The following is a 15,238-nucleotide window of genomic DNA, read 5'->3' as shown; positions in this document are numbered from 1 at the left end:
TTGAATCTTTTTTATCTTCAGCCCTTCTTGTCTTTCTGCGCGAAGGCGCTTTTTCGATGCTGTCGTCCTCCTCCAAGAACTGGCTGCTCGCCGCTGTCTGCCTGGCCGCGCTGGGCATGCCGCTGAGCTTCACCGGCCCGGCCGTGGTGCTGCCCGCCGTGCACGCCGCGCTCGGCGGCAGCCCGGTGCAACTGAACTGGGTGACCAATGCCTTCATGCTGAGCTTCGGCGCCACGCTGATGGCTGCCGGCGCGCTGGCCGATGCGTACGGCCGCAAGCGGGTGTTCCTGCTGGGGCTCGCGGTGATGGCGCTGGGCAGTTCGCTGCTGACGCTGGCGCCGGGCATCGTGGCCTTCGACCTCGCTCGCGCCCTGCAGGGGCTCGGCTCGGCCGCGGCCTTCGCGGCGGGCACGGCGGCGCTGGCGCAGGTGTTCGACGGCGCGGCGCGCATGCGGGCGTTCAGCCTGATCGGCACCGCGTTCGGCGTGGGGCTGTCGTGCGGCTCCGCGCTGTCGGGCTGGCTGGCCGGGGCCTTCGGCTGGCAGGCCGTGATGCTGGGCCCCGGGGCCGTCAGCCTGGTGGCGTTGTGCATCGCCGCGGCCTGCATGCGCGAGTCGCGCAACCCGCACGCGATGGGCCTCGACCTGCCGGGCACCATCACCTTCACCGCCGCGCTGAGCCTGCTCACGCTCGGCGTGTTGCAGGCGCCCGATAGCGGCTGGGGCAGCCCGTGGGTGCTGGGCCCGCTGGCGGGCGCGGCGCTGATGGGCGCGGGCTTCATCGCCATCGAGCGGCGCGTAGCGCACCCGATGCTCGACCTGTCGCTGTTCCGCTTTCCGCGCTTCGTCGGCGTGCAGTTGCTGGCCGCGGCGCCGGCCTATGGCTTCGTCGTGCTGCTGGTGCTGTTGCCGATTCGATTCATCGGGTTGGAGGGGCGCAGCGCGCTGGAGGCGGGCAGCATCATGTTCGCGCTGTCGGGGCCGATCCTGGTGGTGCCGACGCTGGCCGCGTGGCTGGCGCACCGGTTCTCGGCCGGTGCGATTTCCGCGGTGGGGCTGCTGGTGTGCGCGGCCGGGCTGGTCGGGCTGAGCCGCTGCGCGCCGGGCGCGCCGCTGCACGAACTGGCCGGGGCGCTGTTGCTGATCGGCGCGGGCATCGGCCTGCCCTGGGGCCTGATGGACGGGCTGGCCGTGAGCGTGGTGCCGCGCGAGCGCGCGGGCATGGCGTCGGGCATCTTCAACACGGTGCGGGTGGCGGGCGAGGGGGTTGCGCTGGCGCTTGTCGGGGCCGGGCTCACTGCGCTGGTCGCGGGCCGTCTGGGGCATTCCGGTGCGGCCTCGGAGGCTGCGCAACGCATGACCACCGGCGACTTGACGCAGGCGTTGGCCTTGATGCCTGGCATGGACCGCGCATCGCTGCTGCAGGCGTACGGCGCTGCGTTCGGCACCTTGCTGTGCGTGCTGGCGGGGGTGACGGTGTTGACGGCGCTGGTGGTGTTCGTGTTCCTGAGGGGCGAGGGGCAGGCGGAAGAGGCGGCGGGGGCGTTGGAGTCGCCGGCTTGCTGAGGGGGGCTGTCTTGCTCCTTCCCCTCCCGGGGGAAGGCTGGGATGGGGGCAGGCGGCCTTCGCAAAAGCCGCTGGTGCTTGATATGCCGCTTGCTCCCACCCCCACCCTCCCCGGAAGGGGAGGGCGCAAGGCAAGGCGTCACAAAGAACCACTCGGTCTTCCTGTCCAATAGCGCCATGGAAAACCAACCCGACGTTCTTGAAGACCGCGTGACCGAACTCGAAATCAAGGCCAGCTACGCCGAAGACCTGCTCGACCAGCTGAACATGACCATCTACCGCCAGCAGGAGCAGATCGACCGGCTGATCCAGCATGTCACGCAGCTGCGCGAGCAGAGCCAGAACGCGATGCCCGACGGCGCAGGAAGCAACCCGCGCGACGAGCTGCCGCCGCACTATTGAGGCAGCGCCTCAGCCATGTGAGTGCCAGAGCACGGCGAAGAAATGGCAGGTGCTGCCCGCGAGCACGAACAGGTGCCACACCGAATGCGCAAAGCGCACCTTGTTGTCGAACAGGAACACCACCGCACCCGCGGTGTAGAACAAACCGCCGGCCACCAGCCACCCCAGCCCCGCCGCCGACATGCGCTCGTACAGCGGCACGGCCGCCATCAGCGCCATCCAGCCCATCGCCACGTACAGCCCGGTCGACCACAGCGGATGCTGCAGCCGGTTGAACAGCTTGGCGCTCACGCCCAGCACGGCGGCCGCGCAGATGGCGCCGAACAGCGTCCAGCCCAGCGGCCCGCGCAGCACGCCGAACAGAAAGGGCATGTAGCTGCCTGCGATGAACAGGTAGATGGCCGCGTGGTCCAGCCGGTTGAACCAGGCCTTGGCACGGCCCATCGGCAGCGCGTGGTACAGCGTGGAAATCAGGTAGAGCACGATGGCCGTGCCGGCGAACAAGCATGCGCCGACCACACCCGCGGCTTGGCCCTGGTGCGCCGCGCTGTAGACCAGGATGGGCAGCGAGGCAATCGCCAGCACCAGGCCCAGGCCGTGGCTGAGCGCATTGAAGAGTTCTTCCATGCCCGTCTGGTCGCGCGCCGCCAGGACGGTGCTGCGTGTTGCGGGATGCGTCTGTGAAGGAGCTGTCATCGATACCTCATGCGCGTGGGGTGGATGTGGGGAATCAGGTTACTTGACCTGCTGCTTGCCCAGCTTGCGCGCCAGCGTGCGCCGGTGCATGCCGAGCCTGCGCGCGGTCTCCGAGATATTGAAGCCGGTCTCGGCCAGCGTTTCGTGGATGCGCTCCCATTCGAGCGTCTTGATCGAGGTCGAGCGGTTGGTCAGCTCCACCTCGGTGGTGCCCGCGGCCCGTCCGAAGGCGGCCTCGATGTCGTCGGTGTTCGACGGCTTGGCCAGGTAGTGGCAGGCGCCCAGCTTGATGGCCTCCACCGCGGTGGCGATGCTGGCGAAGCCCGTGAGCACCACGATCAGCATCTTGGGGTTGTGCCGGTGCAATATCTGCACGCAGGCCAGGCCCGAGGCCTCGCCGTTCAACTTCAGGTCGACCACCGCGTAGCCGGGCGATCCGCTGTCCAGCAGTGCCTCGACCTCCGCGAGGTTGCTCGCCTGCGCCACGCCGTAGCCGCGGCGCTCGAACGAGCGGCCGAGCGCGCGCGCGAAAGCGTCGTCGTCCTCGACGATCAGCAACTGGCGCTCAGCTCCGGTGTCTGTCATGGCCTTCCGATTCGATGGTTGCGCCCTGCGGGAGGGCGTCGTTTCCGGCGAACGCGACGTCCTCATCTTCCTGATCGTCCACGTCTTCCTCTTCCAGCACGATCGCCGCCAGCGGCAGCGTGATCTTCACGATGGCGCCGCCCTCCGGCCGGTTGAGCGCCGCGACGCGCCCGCCCACCGTGCGCGCCACGTTGACCACCAGAAACAGCCCCAGGCCGCCGCCCGGGCGCCCCTTGCTCGACTGGTAGGGCTTGCCGAACTCCTTCAGGATGGCCGGCAAAAAGCCGGGCCCTGCGTCGGTGACAGTGATGGTCAGCGTGTCGGCGTCGTGCGCCGCTTCCAGGCGCAGCCAGTGCGGCGACGCTTCCAGTGCATTGTCGAGGACGTTGCAGATCATCTGCTTGAGCGCCGAGTCGGAGACCATGGGCAGGTCCCGGCCAAAGCGGTTGTCGTACTCGAAGTCCTCGATGGGTCGGGTGGTGCGCCATTCCGCGACAAGGGCGTCCAGGAAGGTGCTGACGGTGGTCTCCTCGGACGACTCGCCGCGCGCCTCGCCGGCCGACAGCAGGATGCCGCTCACGATGCTCTTGCAGCGCTGGATCTGCAGCTCCATTTCGGCCACCTCGGTCAGCAGCTCGGGGTCGGAGCTGAAGTGCGGCAGGCGGCGCCAGTCGCCCAGGATCACCGCCAGCGTGGCCAGCGGCGTACCCAGTTCATGCGCCGCGCCCGAGGCCAGCAGGCCCATGCGCACGATGTGTTCTTCTTCCGAAGCGCGCTGGCGCATGTCGGCCAGCCGCGCGTCGCGCGCGCGCAGGTTGCGGCTGATGCGGGTGATGAAGATCACCAGCAGCGCCGCGTTCAGCGCAAAGCACACCAGCATGCCCTGGATGTAGGGGCTCCACAGGCCGCGGTCGTGGTCCAGCGGCAGCGCGAGCGGGCGCGAGAACAGCGCCAGCAATGCAAAGCAGATGCTGGTGATGACCACGATGGTCCAGGTCGACCAGGGCTTGAGCAACACCGCGCCCAGCGTCACCTGCAGCAGGAACAGAAACACGAAGGGGTTGGTCGCGCCGCCGCTCAGGTAGAGCTGCGCCGTGAGCGTCGCCACGTCGATCAGCAGCGCCAGGAACAGTTCGCCGTTGGTCACGCGCCGCGGGCTGCGCGAGCGCCACAGGCTGACCATGTTGAAGAGCGCCAGGCAGGTCAGCACCTGCAGCATGTGGTCCAGCGGCAGCCGGATGGCGAAGCCGTAATGCACCAGCAGGATGGTCACCACCTGCCCGACGACCGCGAACCAGCGCAGCTGGATCAGCTGCAGCATGTTCTGGTGGCCGGTGGCGTGGTCCAGGTTCGTGAACCCGACGCGGGGGGCGTTGAGTTCGCCCGCGACAGCTTCGGTCGTGGCGAACATCTTGGGTGGGGTGGGCGTCGGCATGGCCTGCATTTTCGCCGCACCCTGGCGGCTCACTCCGCCGACCCCCGGCGCTTTCCGTCGCGCCAGACGAACCACGCCGCGCCCAGCACCATCAGCGCCAGGCCGTACCAGGTGAAGGCGTAGACGGCGTGGCTGTTGGGGAAGGCGATGACCGTCAGGCCGCCGGCGGGCCAGGCGGGGGTGTCGGTGGATTGCGTTGCCTGCGCCGGAGCCGCCTCGGCATCGATGAAGTAGGGCGCCACGTCGGTCAGGCCGCGCGCCGCGGCAATGGCCTGCACGTCGCGCGAGAACCAGCGCTCGGCCGCAGGGTCGTTCTTGCGCAGGAAGCCGCCGTTCGGCTCGGTAAGGCGCAGCAGGCCGTCGACGGCGGTTTCGCCCTGGGGTTCGGGGGCGGTGCGCGCCTTGCGTTCGCGCGCTTCGGGCGGCACGAAGCCACGGTTGACCAGCACCGTGCTGCCGTCGGTGGTCTTCAGGGGGGTCAGCACCCAGAAGCCCGCACCGAGCCGGGTGTTGGCCTGTACCAGGGTTTCTTTGTCGTGGAGAAAGGTGCCGGCGATGCGCAGGTGCCGGTATTCGTCGTTGGCCGCGGCAATGGCGGGCCATTCGTTGCGCCCCGGCGGCGCGGAGGCCGGGGCGTGCACGCGCTGGTCGACGCGGGCGATGAGATCGAGCTTCCAGGCGCGGCGCTCGACTTGCCAGGTGCCGAGCGCGAAGAACCCGGCGAAGGCGATGACGGCACAGGCCGCCAGCGCCACCCGCGCGGCGGCGGAACGCTGACGGACTGCGCTCGCCGTCAAGGCATGTTCTTCATGTCGTGCATGGACGGCATCATGTTGGTGTTCATGTGATACATGACCCACAGCGAGCCGGCCAGCGTGATGACCACGACCACAATGGTGAAGATGAGCGCCAGCAGGTTCCAGCCGCCTTCGGACTTGGCGTCCATGTGCAGGAAGTACACCATGTGCACCACGATCTGCACCACGGCGAAAGCCAGGATCACGAGGGCGGTGGTGTTGGGCTTGTCGAACACCTTGGCCATCACCAGCCAGAACGGAATGGCGGTCAGGATCACGGCCAGCACGAAGCCGGTCATGTAGCCCTTGAAGGTGCTGTGGCTCGCGGGGCCGTCGTCGTGGTCGCCGTGGTCGTCGTGGCCATGTGCGCCGTGGCCGGCGTTGTCGATATGCGCGCTCATTGCAGCGATCCCATCAGGTACACGAAGGTGAAGACGCCGATCCAGACCACGTCCAGAAAGTGCCAGAACATCGACAGGCACATCAGGCGGCGGCGGTTGGCGGCGGTGAAGCCGTGCTTGGGCAGCTGCACCATCAGCACGATGAGCCAGACGATGCCGAAGGTCACGTGCAGGCCGTGGGTGCCCACCAGCGCGAAGAACGACGACAGGAAGGCGCTGCGCTGCGGGCCGGCGCCTTCGTGGATCAGGTGCGCGAACTCATACAGTTCCAGGCCGATGAAGCCCGCGCCCAGCAGGCCGGTGATGGCCAGCCAGACCAGCACGCCGCCCATGCGGCGCTTCTGCATCTGGAGCATGGCAAAGCCGTACGTGATCGACGACAGCAGCAGCAGCGAGGTGTTCATCGCCACCAGCGGCAGGTCGAACAGGTCGGCGCCCGAGGGGCCCGCCGCGTAGCTGCGCCCGAGCACGCCGTACACCGCGAACAGGCACGCGAAGATCAGGCAGTCGCTCATCAGGTAGAGCCAGAACCCCAGCAAGGTTCCGTTCTCCGGATGGTGGTCTTCGTTGCGAACGCTGAACAGCTCGAAGGGAGGCACGTTCGCGGGGCTGGAGGGGAGGGTGGTGCTGTTAGACATGGGCAGCCAGGAGGCGCGTGCGCGCGTCTTCGGTGCGAACGACTTCATCCGTGGGGATGTGGTAGTCGCGCTTGTAGTTGAAGGTGTGGACGATGATGGCGACCAGCATGGCGACGAAGCTCACGCCGGCCAGCAGCCACATCTGCCAGATCATGCCGAAACCCAGCCCCGCGCTCAGCGCCGCGATGACGAAGCCGGCGGCCGTGTTCTTGGGCATGTGGATCGGGCTGTAGCCGTCCAGCGGACGCTGGTAGCCGCGGGCCTTCATGTCCGACCAGGCGTCGTTGTCATGAATGCGCGGGGTGAACGCGAAGTTGTAGGCCGGCGGCGGCGACGAGGTCGACCACTCCAGCGTGCGGCCGTCCCACGGGTCGCCCGTGGTGTCGCGCAGCGATTCTCGGCGAATGTAGCTCACCACCAGCTGGATGATGAAGCAGGCAATGCCCAGCGCGATCAGCACGGCGCCGAAGGCGGCGACCTGGAACCAGATCTGCAGCGACATGTCCTGGAAGTGGCTCATGCGGCGGGTGACGCCCATCAGGCCGAGCACGTACAGCGGCATGAAGGCGGTCCAGAAGCCGACGATCCAGAACCAGAACGAGCACTTGCCCCAGAACGTGTCGAGCTTGTAGCCGAAGGCCTTCGGGAACCAGTAGGTGATGCCCGCCAGCATGCCGAACAGCACGCCGCCGATGATCACGTTGTGGAAGTGGGCGATCAGGAACAGGCTGTTGTGCAGCACGAAGTCGGCCGGGGGCACCGCCAGCAGCACGCCGGTCATGCCGCCGAACACGAAGGTGATCATGAAGCCGATGGTCCACATCATGGGCAGCTCGAAACGGATGCGGCCGCGGTACATGGTGAAGAGCCAGTTGAAGATCTTCGCCCCGGTCGGGATCGAGATGATCATCGTCGTGATGCCGAAGAACGAGTTCACGCTGGCGCCGGAGCCCATGGTGAAGAAGTGGTGCAGCCACACGAGGTACGACAGGATGGTGATCACCACCGTGGCGTACACCATCGAGGCGTAGCCGAACAGGCGCTTGCCGGAGAAGGTGGAGACCACTTCCGAGAAGATGCCGAAGGCCGGCAGGATCAGGATGTACACCTCGGGGTGGCCCCAGATCCAGATCAGGTTCACGTACATCATGGCGTTGCCGCCCATGTCGTTCGTGAAGAAGTTGGTGCCGACGTAGCGGTCCAGCGACAGCAGGGCCAGCACGGCGGTCAGCACCGGGAAGGCGGCGACGATCAGCACGTTGGTGCACAGGGCGGTCCAGGTGAAGACGGGCATCTTCATCATGGTCATGCCGGGCGCGCGCATCTTCACGATGGTCGCCAGCAGGTTCACGCCCGAGAGCAATGTGCCTACCCCCGCTATCTGCAACGACCATATGTAGTAGTCGACCCCCACGTCGGGGCTGAAGATGATGCCCGACAGCGGCGGGTACGCCAGCCAGCCGGTCTTGGCGAACTCGCCCACGAACAGCGACGCCATCACGAGGCCGGCGCCGAAGGTGGTCATCCAGAAGCTGAAGTTGTTCAGGAACGGGAAGGCCACGTCGCGCGCACCGATCTGCAGCGGCACCACGAAGTTCATGAGGCCCGTGACCAGCGGCATCGCCACGAAGAAGATCATGATCACGCCGTGGGCTGTGAAGACCTGGTCGTAGTGGTGCGGCGGCAAAAAGCCGGCGTTGTCGCCGAAGGCCATGGCCTGCTGGGCGCGCATCATCAGCGCGTCGGCAAAGCCGCGCAGCAGCATCACCAGGCCCAGGATGATGTACATGATGCCGATCTTCTTGTGGTCGATGCTGGTGATCCAGTCACGCCACAAGGGGCCCCACAGCTTGAAATACGTCAGGGCGATGAGGACGGCGATGCCGCCCAGCACCACGCCGCCGAAGGTCGCGAGCAGGATGGGCTCATGGAGGGGAATCGCCTCCCAGGAGAGGCGGCCGAAGACCAGCTTCGTGAGGTCGAGGTGTTCGAGCATCGTCATTCTTCGGTAGTGCACATGGCCGTGACGTACTTACGCTTCGGCGAATTGATGTTGTCGGGCTGCCAGGGTTGCATGGTGGCCACGTTGAAGGCGCCGGGCTTGCCCAGTCCGCCTTCGGCATCGATGGCCATCATCTGCTTCATGCACATCTTGCCGCTGTCGACGCAGCGGTTCAGGATGGCGTCGTACAGGTCGGGGGCCACGGTGGCGTAGTGGCGCACCGGCTCGCGCTCGCTGGGCGCCTCGAGCTTCTGGTACAGGGCGCGGTCGAGACCGCCTTCCTTGTTGCTCTTGACCTTCTCGATCCACTGGTCGAAGTCGCCGTGGCTCAAGCCATGGAACTTGAAGCGCATGCCCGAGAAGCCCGCGCCGCTGTAGTTGGCGGAGAAGCCGTCGAACTCGCCCGGCTTGTTGATCACCGCGTTCAGCTTGGTCTGCATGCCCGGCATGGCATAGATCTGGCCGGCCAGCGCGGGAATGAAGAAGGAGTTCATCACCGAGGAGGCCGTGATCCTGAACTCGATCGGGCGGTCCACCGGGGCGGCCAGCTCGTTCACCGTGGCAATGCCCTGCTCGGGGTAGATGAAGAGCCACTTCCAGTCGAGCGCCACCACTTCGACCACCAGCGGCTTGGTGTCCGCGGGAATGGCGCGCTGGGCGTCGATGCGGCGCAGCGGCTGGTACGGGTCGAGCGTGTGGGTGCTGATCCAGGTGATCGCGCCGAGCGCGATGATGATCAGCAGCGGCGCCGCCCAGATCGCCAGCTCGAGCTGGGTCGAGTGGTCCCAGTCGGGGCTGTAGACCGCGTCCTTGTTCGACTGGCGGTATCGCCAGGCGAAAAGAATGGTCAGGGCGACCACCGGGATGATGATGATCAGCATCAGCACGGTGGAGACGACGATGAGGCGTCCCTGCTGATGGGCGATGTCGCCGGAGGGGTTCATCAACACCGTGTTACAGCCGGCCAGGAGGGCGACTGGAAGCAGCAGGAGCGATCGGCGAAGGTTCTTTAGGATGTGCATGCCGTGGGGAAAAGAGGTGCAGGGTCGGCGCAAAATGAGCCCACAATCTACGCCCTGAGACGGGTTTTGCCTATTGGACGTTTTGTCCTATGGCGGTAATCATGTTTCGGTGAGACGCTACACACTGTCCATGATCCTTATGTGTCGCGCCCCCGGCGGCATTCGAAATACAGCAAGCAATGACGACGTCCAGCACCACTCCGCCAGGCGCCCACCCGCAGCCGAGCTCGCCCGAACGCGACGCCCGCCCGGGTGACGACCACTCGCACATCGCCCCCGGCGAAATCGCCGTCGGCGTGATCATCGGCCGCGCCTCCGAATATTTCGACTTCTTCGTCTACGGCATTGCCTCTGTGCTGGTGTTCCCGGCGGTTTTCTTTCCGTTCGAGCAGCACCTCGAAGGCGTTCTGTACTCCTTCCTGATCTTCTCGTTCGCGTTCATCGCACGTCCGTTCGGAACTGTCATCTCGATGGCCATCCAGCGACGTTTCGGGCGGGAAGCCAAGCTGACGCTGGCACTTTTCGTGCTGGGCACGTCCACCGCCGGCATCGCGTTCCTGCCGGGCTATGCCAGCCTGGGCTTCACGGCCATCGTGCTGCTGTCGGTGTTCCGCTTCGGCCAGGGCCTGGCCCTGGGCGGTTCGTGGGACGGCCTGCCGTCGCTGCTGGCGCTGAACGCGCCTGCCAACCGCCGCGGCTGGTACGCCATGCTGGGCCAGCTGGGCGCGCCCATCGGCTTCTTCATTGCCAGCGCACTGTTCGCCTACCTGTATTCGAGCCTGCCGCGCGAGGACTTTCTCGACTGGGGCTGGCGCTACAGCTTCTACGTGGCCTTCGCGATCAACGTGGTGGCGCTGTTCGCCCGCCTGCGCCTGGTGGCCACCGAAGAGTATTCGCGCCTGCTCGAAGAGCGCGAGCTGCAGCCCACCAGCGTGGTCGAGCTGGTGCGCACGCAGGGCAGCAACCTGCTGATCGGTGCCTTCGCCGCGCTGGCCAGCTATGCGCTGTTCCACCTGATCACCGTGTTCCCGCTGTCGTGGATCACGCTGTACTCCGACCAGTCGGTTTCCGAATTCCTCGTGGTGCAGATGATCGGCGCGGTGCTGTGCGCCGCCGGCATCGTGGCCTCGGGCCTGCTGGCCGACCGCATCGGCCGCCGCTTCACGCTGGGCGGCCTGGCTGCGGTGATCGCGGCGTTCAGCGGCTTCGCGCCCACGCTGCTCGACGGCGGCCGGGTCGGCCAGGACATCTTCATCCTGCTGGGCTTCGTGCTGCTGGGCCTGTCGTACGGTCAGGCGTCGGGTGCCGTGACCTCCAATTTCGCCCCCAAGTACCGCTACGTGGGCGCGGCCCTCACGGCCGACCTGGCCTGGCTGATCGGTGCCGCGTTCGCGCCGCTGGTCGCGCTGGGCCTGTCGGCGCACTTCGGTCTGGCCTACGTCAGCATCTACCTGCTGTCGGGCGCGGTGGCCACGCTGGCCGCGCTGGGGCTGAACCGGGCGCTGGTGCGCGACTGACCCGCCGGCACTGCCGCCACGTTTCTTTCAGAAGGGGCCTTTCGGCCCCTTTTTCATGAGGATGACCGGATGTTCGCCGCTGCAATTTTCGACATGGACGGGCTGCTGATCGATTCGGAGCGCCCCATCATGGCCGCCTGGATCGAGGCCGCCCGCACGCTCGACATCGAGCTTTCGCACAGCCAGTACCTGCAGGTGGTGGGGCTGGCCACTTCGGAGTCGCAGCCCATCCTGGCCGGGCTGCTGGGCGGCACCGAGGCCTACACCCATGCCATCGCCCATGTCCGGGCGCGCCTGCAACTGGAGCGCTCGGACGGCACGCCCATGTTTCCGATCAAGTCCGGCGCGGCAGAACTGCTGGGCGCGTTGCGCGAGCGCGGCACGCGCTGCGCCGTGGCCTCGTCGTCCACCCGCGGGCAGATCGAGGCCTGCCTGGGCAGCCTCGGCGTGCTGCACCACTTCTCGGCCTTCGCGGGCGGCGACGAAGTGGCGCGCGCCAAGCCCGATCCGGCGCTCTACCTGCTCGCGGCCGAGCGCCTGGGCGTGGACCCGGCGGAATGCATCGCCTTCGAAGACAGCGAGAACGGCGCCAAGGCCGCGCTGGCCGCGGGCCTGCGCGTGGTGGTGGTGCCCGACCTCAAGCACCCGCCCGCGGCGATCGTCGAGCGGGCCTTCCATGTGCTGGGTTCGCTGCACGACGCGGTGCCGCACCTGCCGCGCTGGTTTCCCGCAACGAAGCGCCTGCAACCCGTGTGATTCAGAGCACCTCGTCGCGCAACTGCGGGAACACCTTCGACACCTTCGCCAGCAGGTAGTCGCCGTAGCGCCCGTTGAAGGCGTGCACGTTGGCGCGGTCCCAGCGCTCGGCGCTGTCGTCGCGCGCCTCGGCCCCGTTGATGCCCGCGAGGCCTTCGATGCGCTGCACGCGCGCGTCGAAATCCGGGTCGAAGAACAGCGGGAACGACAGCCGGTCGTGGCCCGAGGTGTTGCGCTTCACCCGGTGCGGCGTCGACTTGTACAGCCCGCCCGTCATGCGGTCGAGCATGTCGCCGATGTTGCAGACGAACGAGCCGGGCACGGGCGGCGCGTCGATCCAGCCGCCCGGCGTGTGCACCGCGAGGCCGCCGATGTGGTCCTGGTGCAGCACGGTCAGCAGTCCGTAGTCGGTGTGCTCGCCCACGCCCCATTGCACGTCGAGGCCTGCGGGCACGGGCTGCGTCGGGTAGTTGAACAGGCGGAACAGGATGAGCGGATCGGCCGTGTAGCGCTCGGCGAAGTAGCCTGCGGGCAAGCCGAGGCTCAGTGCGATGCCCTCCATCAGCCGGTGGCCCAGCTGCGTGACCGCGCCCATGTAGTCGAGGATGGCTTCGCGAAAGCCCTGCACGTCGGGCGCGTCGGGGAACAGGTTCGAGCCGTGCACCGGCGTCTTCGCCTGCACCCGCGGGTGGGTGGCGGGCAGCTCGGTGCCCAGGTACAGGCCTTCCTTCCAGTCGGGCCGGCCCGAGGTCAGCTCGCCCCCCAGCGGAAAGTAGCCGCGCCACGCCCGCCCGCCCAGCGCCATGCGCCACCGCATCTTGGTGTCCTCAGGCAGAGCGAAAAAGCGGTGGCTCAGGTCTTCGAGCCGTTTCACCAGCGCCGCATCGACGCCGTGGCCCGTCACGTAGAAGAAGCCGTGCGCGCGGCAGGCCGCGCCGATCTGCGCCGCGACGGCATCGCGCCCGGCCGTGCCGGCCACGAGCGGCGCCACGTCGATGAGAGGGAGTGCGGTGTGGTTCATGCGTCGCGTGAAAAAGGGGAGCGGATGTCGGACAGGAACTGCTGCGCGCGCGGATGCTGCGGGCGGTTGAAGAAGTCGTCGGGCGTGGCGCGCTCCAGCACCTTGCCTTCGTCCATGAACAGCACGCGGTCGGCCACCTCGCGCGCGAAGCCCATCTCGTGCGTGACGCAGACCATGGTCATGCCGTCGCGCGTGAGGTCGCGCATCACCAGCAGCACCTCGCCGACCATCTCGGGGTCGAGCGCGCTCGTGGGCTCGTCGAACAGCATCAGCGGCGGCTGCATGGCCAGCGCGCGCGCAATGGCCACGCGCTGCTGCTGGCCGCCCGACAGCTCGCTCGGCCACGCATGGGCCTTGTTCGACAGGCCCACGCGGTGCAGCAGCGCCATCGCGCGCTCGTCGGCCTCCGTGCGCGACAGGCCGCGCAGCTGCATCGGCGCCATGGTGCAGTTCTGCAGCACGGTGAGGTGCGGGAACAGGTTGAACTGCTGGAACACGAAGCCGATGCGCGAGCGCAAGGCGTTCACGTCCAGCCCGCTCGCATGGATGTCCTGGCCGTCGACCACGATGCGGCCCGACCGGATCGGCTCCAGCCGGTTGAGCGTTCGAATCAGCGTCGACTTGCCCGAGCCCGAGGGCCCGCACACGACCACCACCTCGCCCTTGTGGATGGTCTCGGTCACGTCGACCAGGGCGTGGTAGCTGCCGTACCACTTGTTGACTTTGTCGAGTTCGATCATGCGGACACCTTGGGGGTGGCTGTGGCTGTGGCGGTAGCGATGGCAGTGCCGCGCCGTGCGAGCCGGCGTTCCAGCCAGTAGGCGAAGCGCGACAGGCCGAAGCAAAGAATGAAGTACGTTCCGCCCAATATCAGGTAGATCTGCGCGGGCTTGGTGAACACCTGCGTGTTGATCTGCGTGGCGATGAACGACACCTCGGCCAGCCCGATGATGTAGCCCAGCGAGGTCTCCTTGATGGTCGAGACGAACTGGTTCACCAGCGAAGGCAGCATGCTGCGCAGCGCCTGCGGCAGCACCACCAGGCGCATCGCGCGGAAGTAGCCCAGGCCCAGCGCGCGCGCCGTTTCCATCTGCCCGCGCGGCAGGCCCAGGATGCCGGCGCGCACGATCTCCGCGAGGTAGGCCGCATCGAAGATGACGAGCGCGATCAGCATGGTGGTGAACTGGTCGGTCTTCACGCCGGTGACGCTGGGCAGGAAGAAGTAGGCCCAGAAGATCACCATCAGCAGCGGCACCCCGCGCACCACGAACACGAAGCCCGTGACCGGCCAGCGCAGCCAGCGCCACGGGCTCACCCGCGCCAGGCCCAGCACGATGCCCAGCGGCAGCGCGAGCAACAGGCCGCAGGAGGCCAGCAGCAGCGTGAGCGCCAGCCCGCCGAGCGGGCCGTTGGGGTACTGCCCGATGAGGAAGTACACCCAGTAGTCGTTGATGATTTCAATCATCGGCAGTGGCCCCCACGCTCGGCACTGCGTGTCCTCGCTGCCCCCCGAGGGGCCCGCTCGCGCCTTGGGGCGGCCCGGCGTCGCTCGAACGTCGTCATATCGTCCTCACCGGAAAGCGGTGGTGGTACCAGGTGGCCAGCCCCGTGATGACCAGCGACACCGTCAGGTAAGCAGCGCTCGCGAATGCGAAGGACTCGAAGCTGCGAAAGGTCGCGCTCTCGACCTGGCCGGCCTGGTACATCAGCTCGGCCACGCCGATCACTGTGGCGATGGAGGTGTTCTTCCACAGGCTCAGCGTCTGCGAGATGAGCGGCGGCACCGTCACGCGCAGCGCCTGCGGCAGCACCACGCGGCGCATAGTGGCCAGGTAGCTGAAGCCCATCGCGCGGCCGGCCTCGAACTGCACGGTGGGAATCGCGCGGATGCCGCTGCGGATGTCTTCCGCCATGAAGGCGGCCGTATAGAGCGCGAGCGCGACGATGGCGCTGTAGGCCTCGATGTGCCCCGCGTAGAGCCATTGCTTGATGCCTTCGGGCAGCAGCTCGGGCGCACCGAAGTACCAGAACAGCATGTGCGCCAGCAGCGGGATGTTGCGGACAGCTTCGACGTACGCAAAGCCCAGCCAGCGCAGCGGCGCGAACGGCGACAGCCGCAGCAGCGCCACCGCCATGGCGATGGGCAGCGCCAGCACCAGCGCGGCCACGAGCAGTTGCAGCGACAGCAGCAGGCCCGCGACCAGCATGTCGTGGTACTTGCCGGTGAGCAGCAAGGAGTAGTCGAACAGAGGCATGGGGGGCGACAGTATCACTGCCGCGTGGGGGATTCGCTCCCTCCCCCGCTGGGGGAGGGTTGGGGTGGGGGCATGACGGCGCTTGTCAAGGCGCGGCGCCTGTATGGAGACCGCGAGCCCCCATCCCGGCCTTCCCCCAGCGGGGG

General features: G+C 67.4%; 16 protein-coding genes. 4 read left to right on the top strand and 12 right to left on the bottom strand.

The window, feature by feature from the left end; translation table 11 throughout:
• Positions 1 to 56: 56 nt before the first annotated feature.
• Together ACSFA5_RS14315 and ACSFA5_RS14310 are read left to right on the top strand one after the other, a co-directional pair.
• Positions 57 to 1,565 carry an MFS transporter gene (locus ACSFA5_RS14315; protein ID WP_435444694.1) on the top strand — a complete coding sequence of 503 codons (1,509 nt, stop codon included), beginning with the start codon at positions 57 to 59 and terminating at the stop codon, positions 1,563 to 1,565.
• A gap of 177 nt (positions 1,566 to 1,742) precedes the next feature.
• Complete coding sequence (locus ACSFA5_RS14310) at positions 1,743 to 1,967, top strand: SlyX family protein (RefSeq protein WP_435444693.1); 225 nt, start codon at positions 1,743 to 1,745, stop codon at positions 1,965 to 1,967.
• Positions 1,968 to 1,976: 9 nt separating this feature from the next.
• Here the strand turns inward: ACSFA5_RS14310 and trhA are convergent, their stop codons facing one another.
• Genes trhA through cyoA form a run of 8 tightly spaced genes read right to left on the bottom strand, consistent with a single transcriptional unit; the run spans position 1,977 to position 9,543 of the window.
• Positions 1,977 to 2,663, bottom strand: a complete 687-nt coding sequence (gene trhA, locus ACSFA5_RS14305) for a PAQR family membrane homeostasis protein TrhA (RefSeq protein ID WP_435444692.1) — start codon at positions 2,661 to 2,663, stop codon at positions 1,977 to 1,979.
• 39 nt (positions 2,664 to 2,702) lie between these two features.
• Entirely contained in the window at positions 2,703 to 3,248 is a 546-nt protein-coding gene (locus tag ACSFA5_RS14300; RefSeq protein ID WP_435444691.1) for a response regulator transcription factor, read from the bottom strand.
• Positions 3,229 to 4,659, bottom strand: a complete 1,431-nt coding sequence (locus tag ACSFA5_RS14295; RefSeq protein ID WP_435444767.1) for an ATP-binding protein — start codon at positions 4,657 to 4,659, stop codon at positions 3,229 to 3,231. Before ACSFA5_RS14295 ends, ACSFA5_RS14300 begins: the two co-directional genes overlap by 20 nt.
• A gap of 53 nt (positions 4,660 to 4,712) precedes the next feature.
• Positions 4,713 to 5,480 (bottom strand): SURF1 family protein, encoded by a 768-nt coding sequence (locus ACSFA5_RS14290; protein WP_435444690.1) that lies wholly within the window; start codon positions 5,478 to 5,480, stop codon positions 4,713 to 4,715.
• Positions 5,477 to 5,881: a cytochrome o ubiquinol oxidase subunit IV gene (gene cyoD / locus ACSFA5_RS14285; RefSeq protein WP_435444689.1), complete on the bottom strand. Its 405-nt coding sequence runs from the start codon at positions 5,879 to 5,881 to the stop codon at positions 5,477 to 5,479. Before cyoD ends, ACSFA5_RS14290 begins: the two co-directional genes overlap by 4 nt.
• A complete protein-coding gene (gene cyoC, locus ACSFA5_RS14280; protein WP_435444688.1) occupies positions 5,878 to 6,519 on the bottom strand; it encodes a cytochrome o ubiquinol oxidase subunit III in 642 nt (213 codons plus the stop codon). Before cyoC ends, cyoD begins: the two co-directional genes overlap by 4 nt.
• On the bottom strand, positions 6,512 to 8,515 hold the full coding sequence (cyoB, locus tag ACSFA5_RS14275; RefSeq protein WP_435444687.1) for a cytochrome o ubiquinol oxidase subunit I: 2,004 nt from the start codon (positions 8,513 to 8,515) through the stop codon (positions 6,512 to 6,514). The genes cyoC and cyoB overlap by 8 nt, the downstream gene beginning before the upstream one ends.
• A gap of 2 nt (positions 8,516 to 8,517) precedes the next feature.
• A complete protein-coding gene (cyoA, locus tag ACSFA5_RS14270) occupies positions 8,518 to 9,543 on the bottom strand; it encodes a ubiquinol oxidase subunit II (protein WP_435444686.1) in 1,026 nt (341 codons plus the stop codon).
• 179 nt (positions 9,544 to 9,722) lie between these two features.
• On the opposite strand from cyoA, the gene ACSFA5_RS14265 reads away from it, so the two are divergent.
• Both ACSFA5_RS14265 and ACSFA5_RS14260 read left to right on the top strand, forming a co-directional pair.
• Positions 9,723 to 11,060 (top strand): MFS transporter, encoded by a 1,338-nt coding sequence (locus tag ACSFA5_RS14265; RefSeq protein WP_435444685.1) that lies wholly within the window; start codon positions 9,723 to 9,725, stop codon positions 11,058 to 11,060.
• 69 nt (positions 11,061 to 11,129) lie between these two features.
• Positions 11,130 to 11,816 carry an HAD family hydrolase gene (locus ACSFA5_RS14260; RefSeq protein WP_435444684.1) on the top strand — a complete coding sequence of 229 codons (687 nt, stop codon included), beginning with the start codon at positions 11,130 to 11,132 and terminating at the stop codon, positions 11,814 to 11,816.
• Between the two features lies 1 nt (position 11,817).
• Here the strand turns inward: ACSFA5_RS14260 and ACSFA5_RS14255 are convergent, their stop codons facing one another.
• From ACSFA5_RS14255 to ACSFA5_RS14240, 4 genes are all read right to left on the bottom strand, one after another.
• Positions 11,818 to 12,837 carry an isopenicillin N synthase family dioxygenase gene (locus tag ACSFA5_RS14255; protein WP_435444683.1) on the bottom strand — a complete coding sequence of 340 codons (1,020 nt, stop codon included), beginning with the start codon at positions 12,835 to 12,837 and terminating at the stop codon, positions 11,818 to 11,820.
• A complete protein-coding gene (locus ACSFA5_RS14250) occupies positions 12,834 to 13,577 on the bottom strand; it encodes an amino acid ABC transporter ATP-binding protein (protein WP_435444682.1) in 744 nt (247 codons plus the stop codon). The genes ACSFA5_RS14255 and ACSFA5_RS14250 overlap by 4 nt, the downstream gene beginning before the upstream one ends.
• Positions 13,574 to 14,302: an amino acid ABC transporter permease gene (locus ACSFA5_RS14245; protein WP_435444681.1), complete on the bottom strand. Its 729-nt coding sequence runs from the start codon at positions 14,300 to 14,302 to the stop codon at positions 13,574 to 13,576. Before ACSFA5_RS14245 ends, ACSFA5_RS14250 begins: the two co-directional genes overlap by 4 nt.
• A 94-nt stretch (positions 14,303 to 14,396) precedes the next feature.
• Positions 14,397 to 15,092 carry an amino acid ABC transporter permease gene (locus tag ACSFA5_RS14240; protein ID WP_435444680.1) on the bottom strand — a complete coding sequence of 232 codons (696 nt, stop codon included), beginning with the start codon at positions 15,090 to 15,092 and terminating at the stop codon, positions 14,397 to 14,399.
• Positions 15,093 to 15,238: the final 146 nt, after the last annotated feature.

The organism is Variovorax monticola, assembly GCF_051216855.1.
Classification (GTDB): Bacteria; Pseudomonadota; Gammaproteobacteria; order Burkholderiales; family Burkholderiaceae_C; genus Variovorax.
This window is presented reverse-complemented; position numbering and strand designations above follow the sequence as displayed.

Excerpts from the sequence above, each read along its gene's own strand:
- ACSFA5_RS14255 (WP_435444683.1), bottom strand. The coding sequence starts at position 12,837 with ATGAACCACACCGCACTCCCTCTCATCGACGTGGCGCCGCTCGTGGCC.
- trhA (WP_435444692.1), bottom strand. The coding sequence starts at position 2,663 with ATGACAGCTCCTTCACAGACGCATCCCGCAACACGCAGCACCGTCCTG.
- ACSFA5_RS14300 (WP_435444691.1), bottom strand. The coding sequence starts at position 3,248 with ATGACAGACACCGGAGCTGAGCGCCAGTTGCTGATCGTCGAGGACGAC.
- ACSFA5_RS14250 (WP_435444682.1), bottom strand. The coding sequence starts at position 13,577 with ATGATCGAACTCGACAAAGTCAACAAGTGGTACGGCAGCTACCACGCC.
- ACSFA5_RS14310 (WP_435444693.1), top strand. The coding sequence starts at position 1,743 with ATGGAAAACCAACCCGACGTTCTTGAAGACCGCGTGACCGAACTCGAA.
- cyoB (WP_435444687.1), bottom strand. The coding sequence starts at position 8,515 with ATGCTCGAACACCTCGACCTCACGAAGCTGGTCTTCGGCCGCCTCTCC.
- ACSFA5_RS14315 (WP_435444694.1), top strand. The coding sequence starts at position 57 with ATGCTGTCGTCCTCCTCCAAGAACTGGCTGCTCGCCGCTGTCTGCCTG.
- cyoC (WP_435444688.1), bottom strand. The coding sequence starts at position 6,519 with ATGTCTAACAGCACCACCCTCCCCTCCAGCCCCGCGAACGTGCCTCCC.
- cyoD (WP_435444689.1), bottom strand. The coding sequence starts at position 5,881 with ATGAGCGCGCATATCGACAACGCCGGCCACGGCGCACATGGCCACGAC.
- ACSFA5_RS14260 (WP_435444684.1), top strand. The coding sequence starts at position 11,130 with ATGTTCGCCGCTGCAATTTTCGACATGGACGGGCTGCTGATCGATTCG.
- cyoA (WP_435444686.1), bottom strand. The coding sequence starts at position 9,543 with ATGCACATCCTAAAGAACCTTCGCCGATCGCTCCTGCTGCTTCCAGTC.
- ACSFA5_RS14295 (WP_435444767.1), bottom strand. The coding sequence starts at position 4,659 with ATGTTCGCCACGACCGAAGCTGTCGCGGGCGAACTCAACGCCCCCCGC.
- ACSFA5_RS14265 (WP_435444685.1), top strand. The coding sequence starts at position 9,723 with ATGACGACGTCCAGCACCACTCCGCCAGGCGCCCACCCGCAGCCGAGC.
- ACSFA5_RS14245 (WP_435444681.1), bottom strand. The coding sequence starts at position 14,302 with ATGATTGAAATCATCAACGACTACTGGGTGTACTTCCTCATCGGGCAG.
- ACSFA5_RS14240 (WP_435444680.1), bottom strand. The coding sequence starts at position 15,092 with ATGCCTCTGTTCGACTACTCCTTGCTGCTCACCGGCAAGTACCACGAC.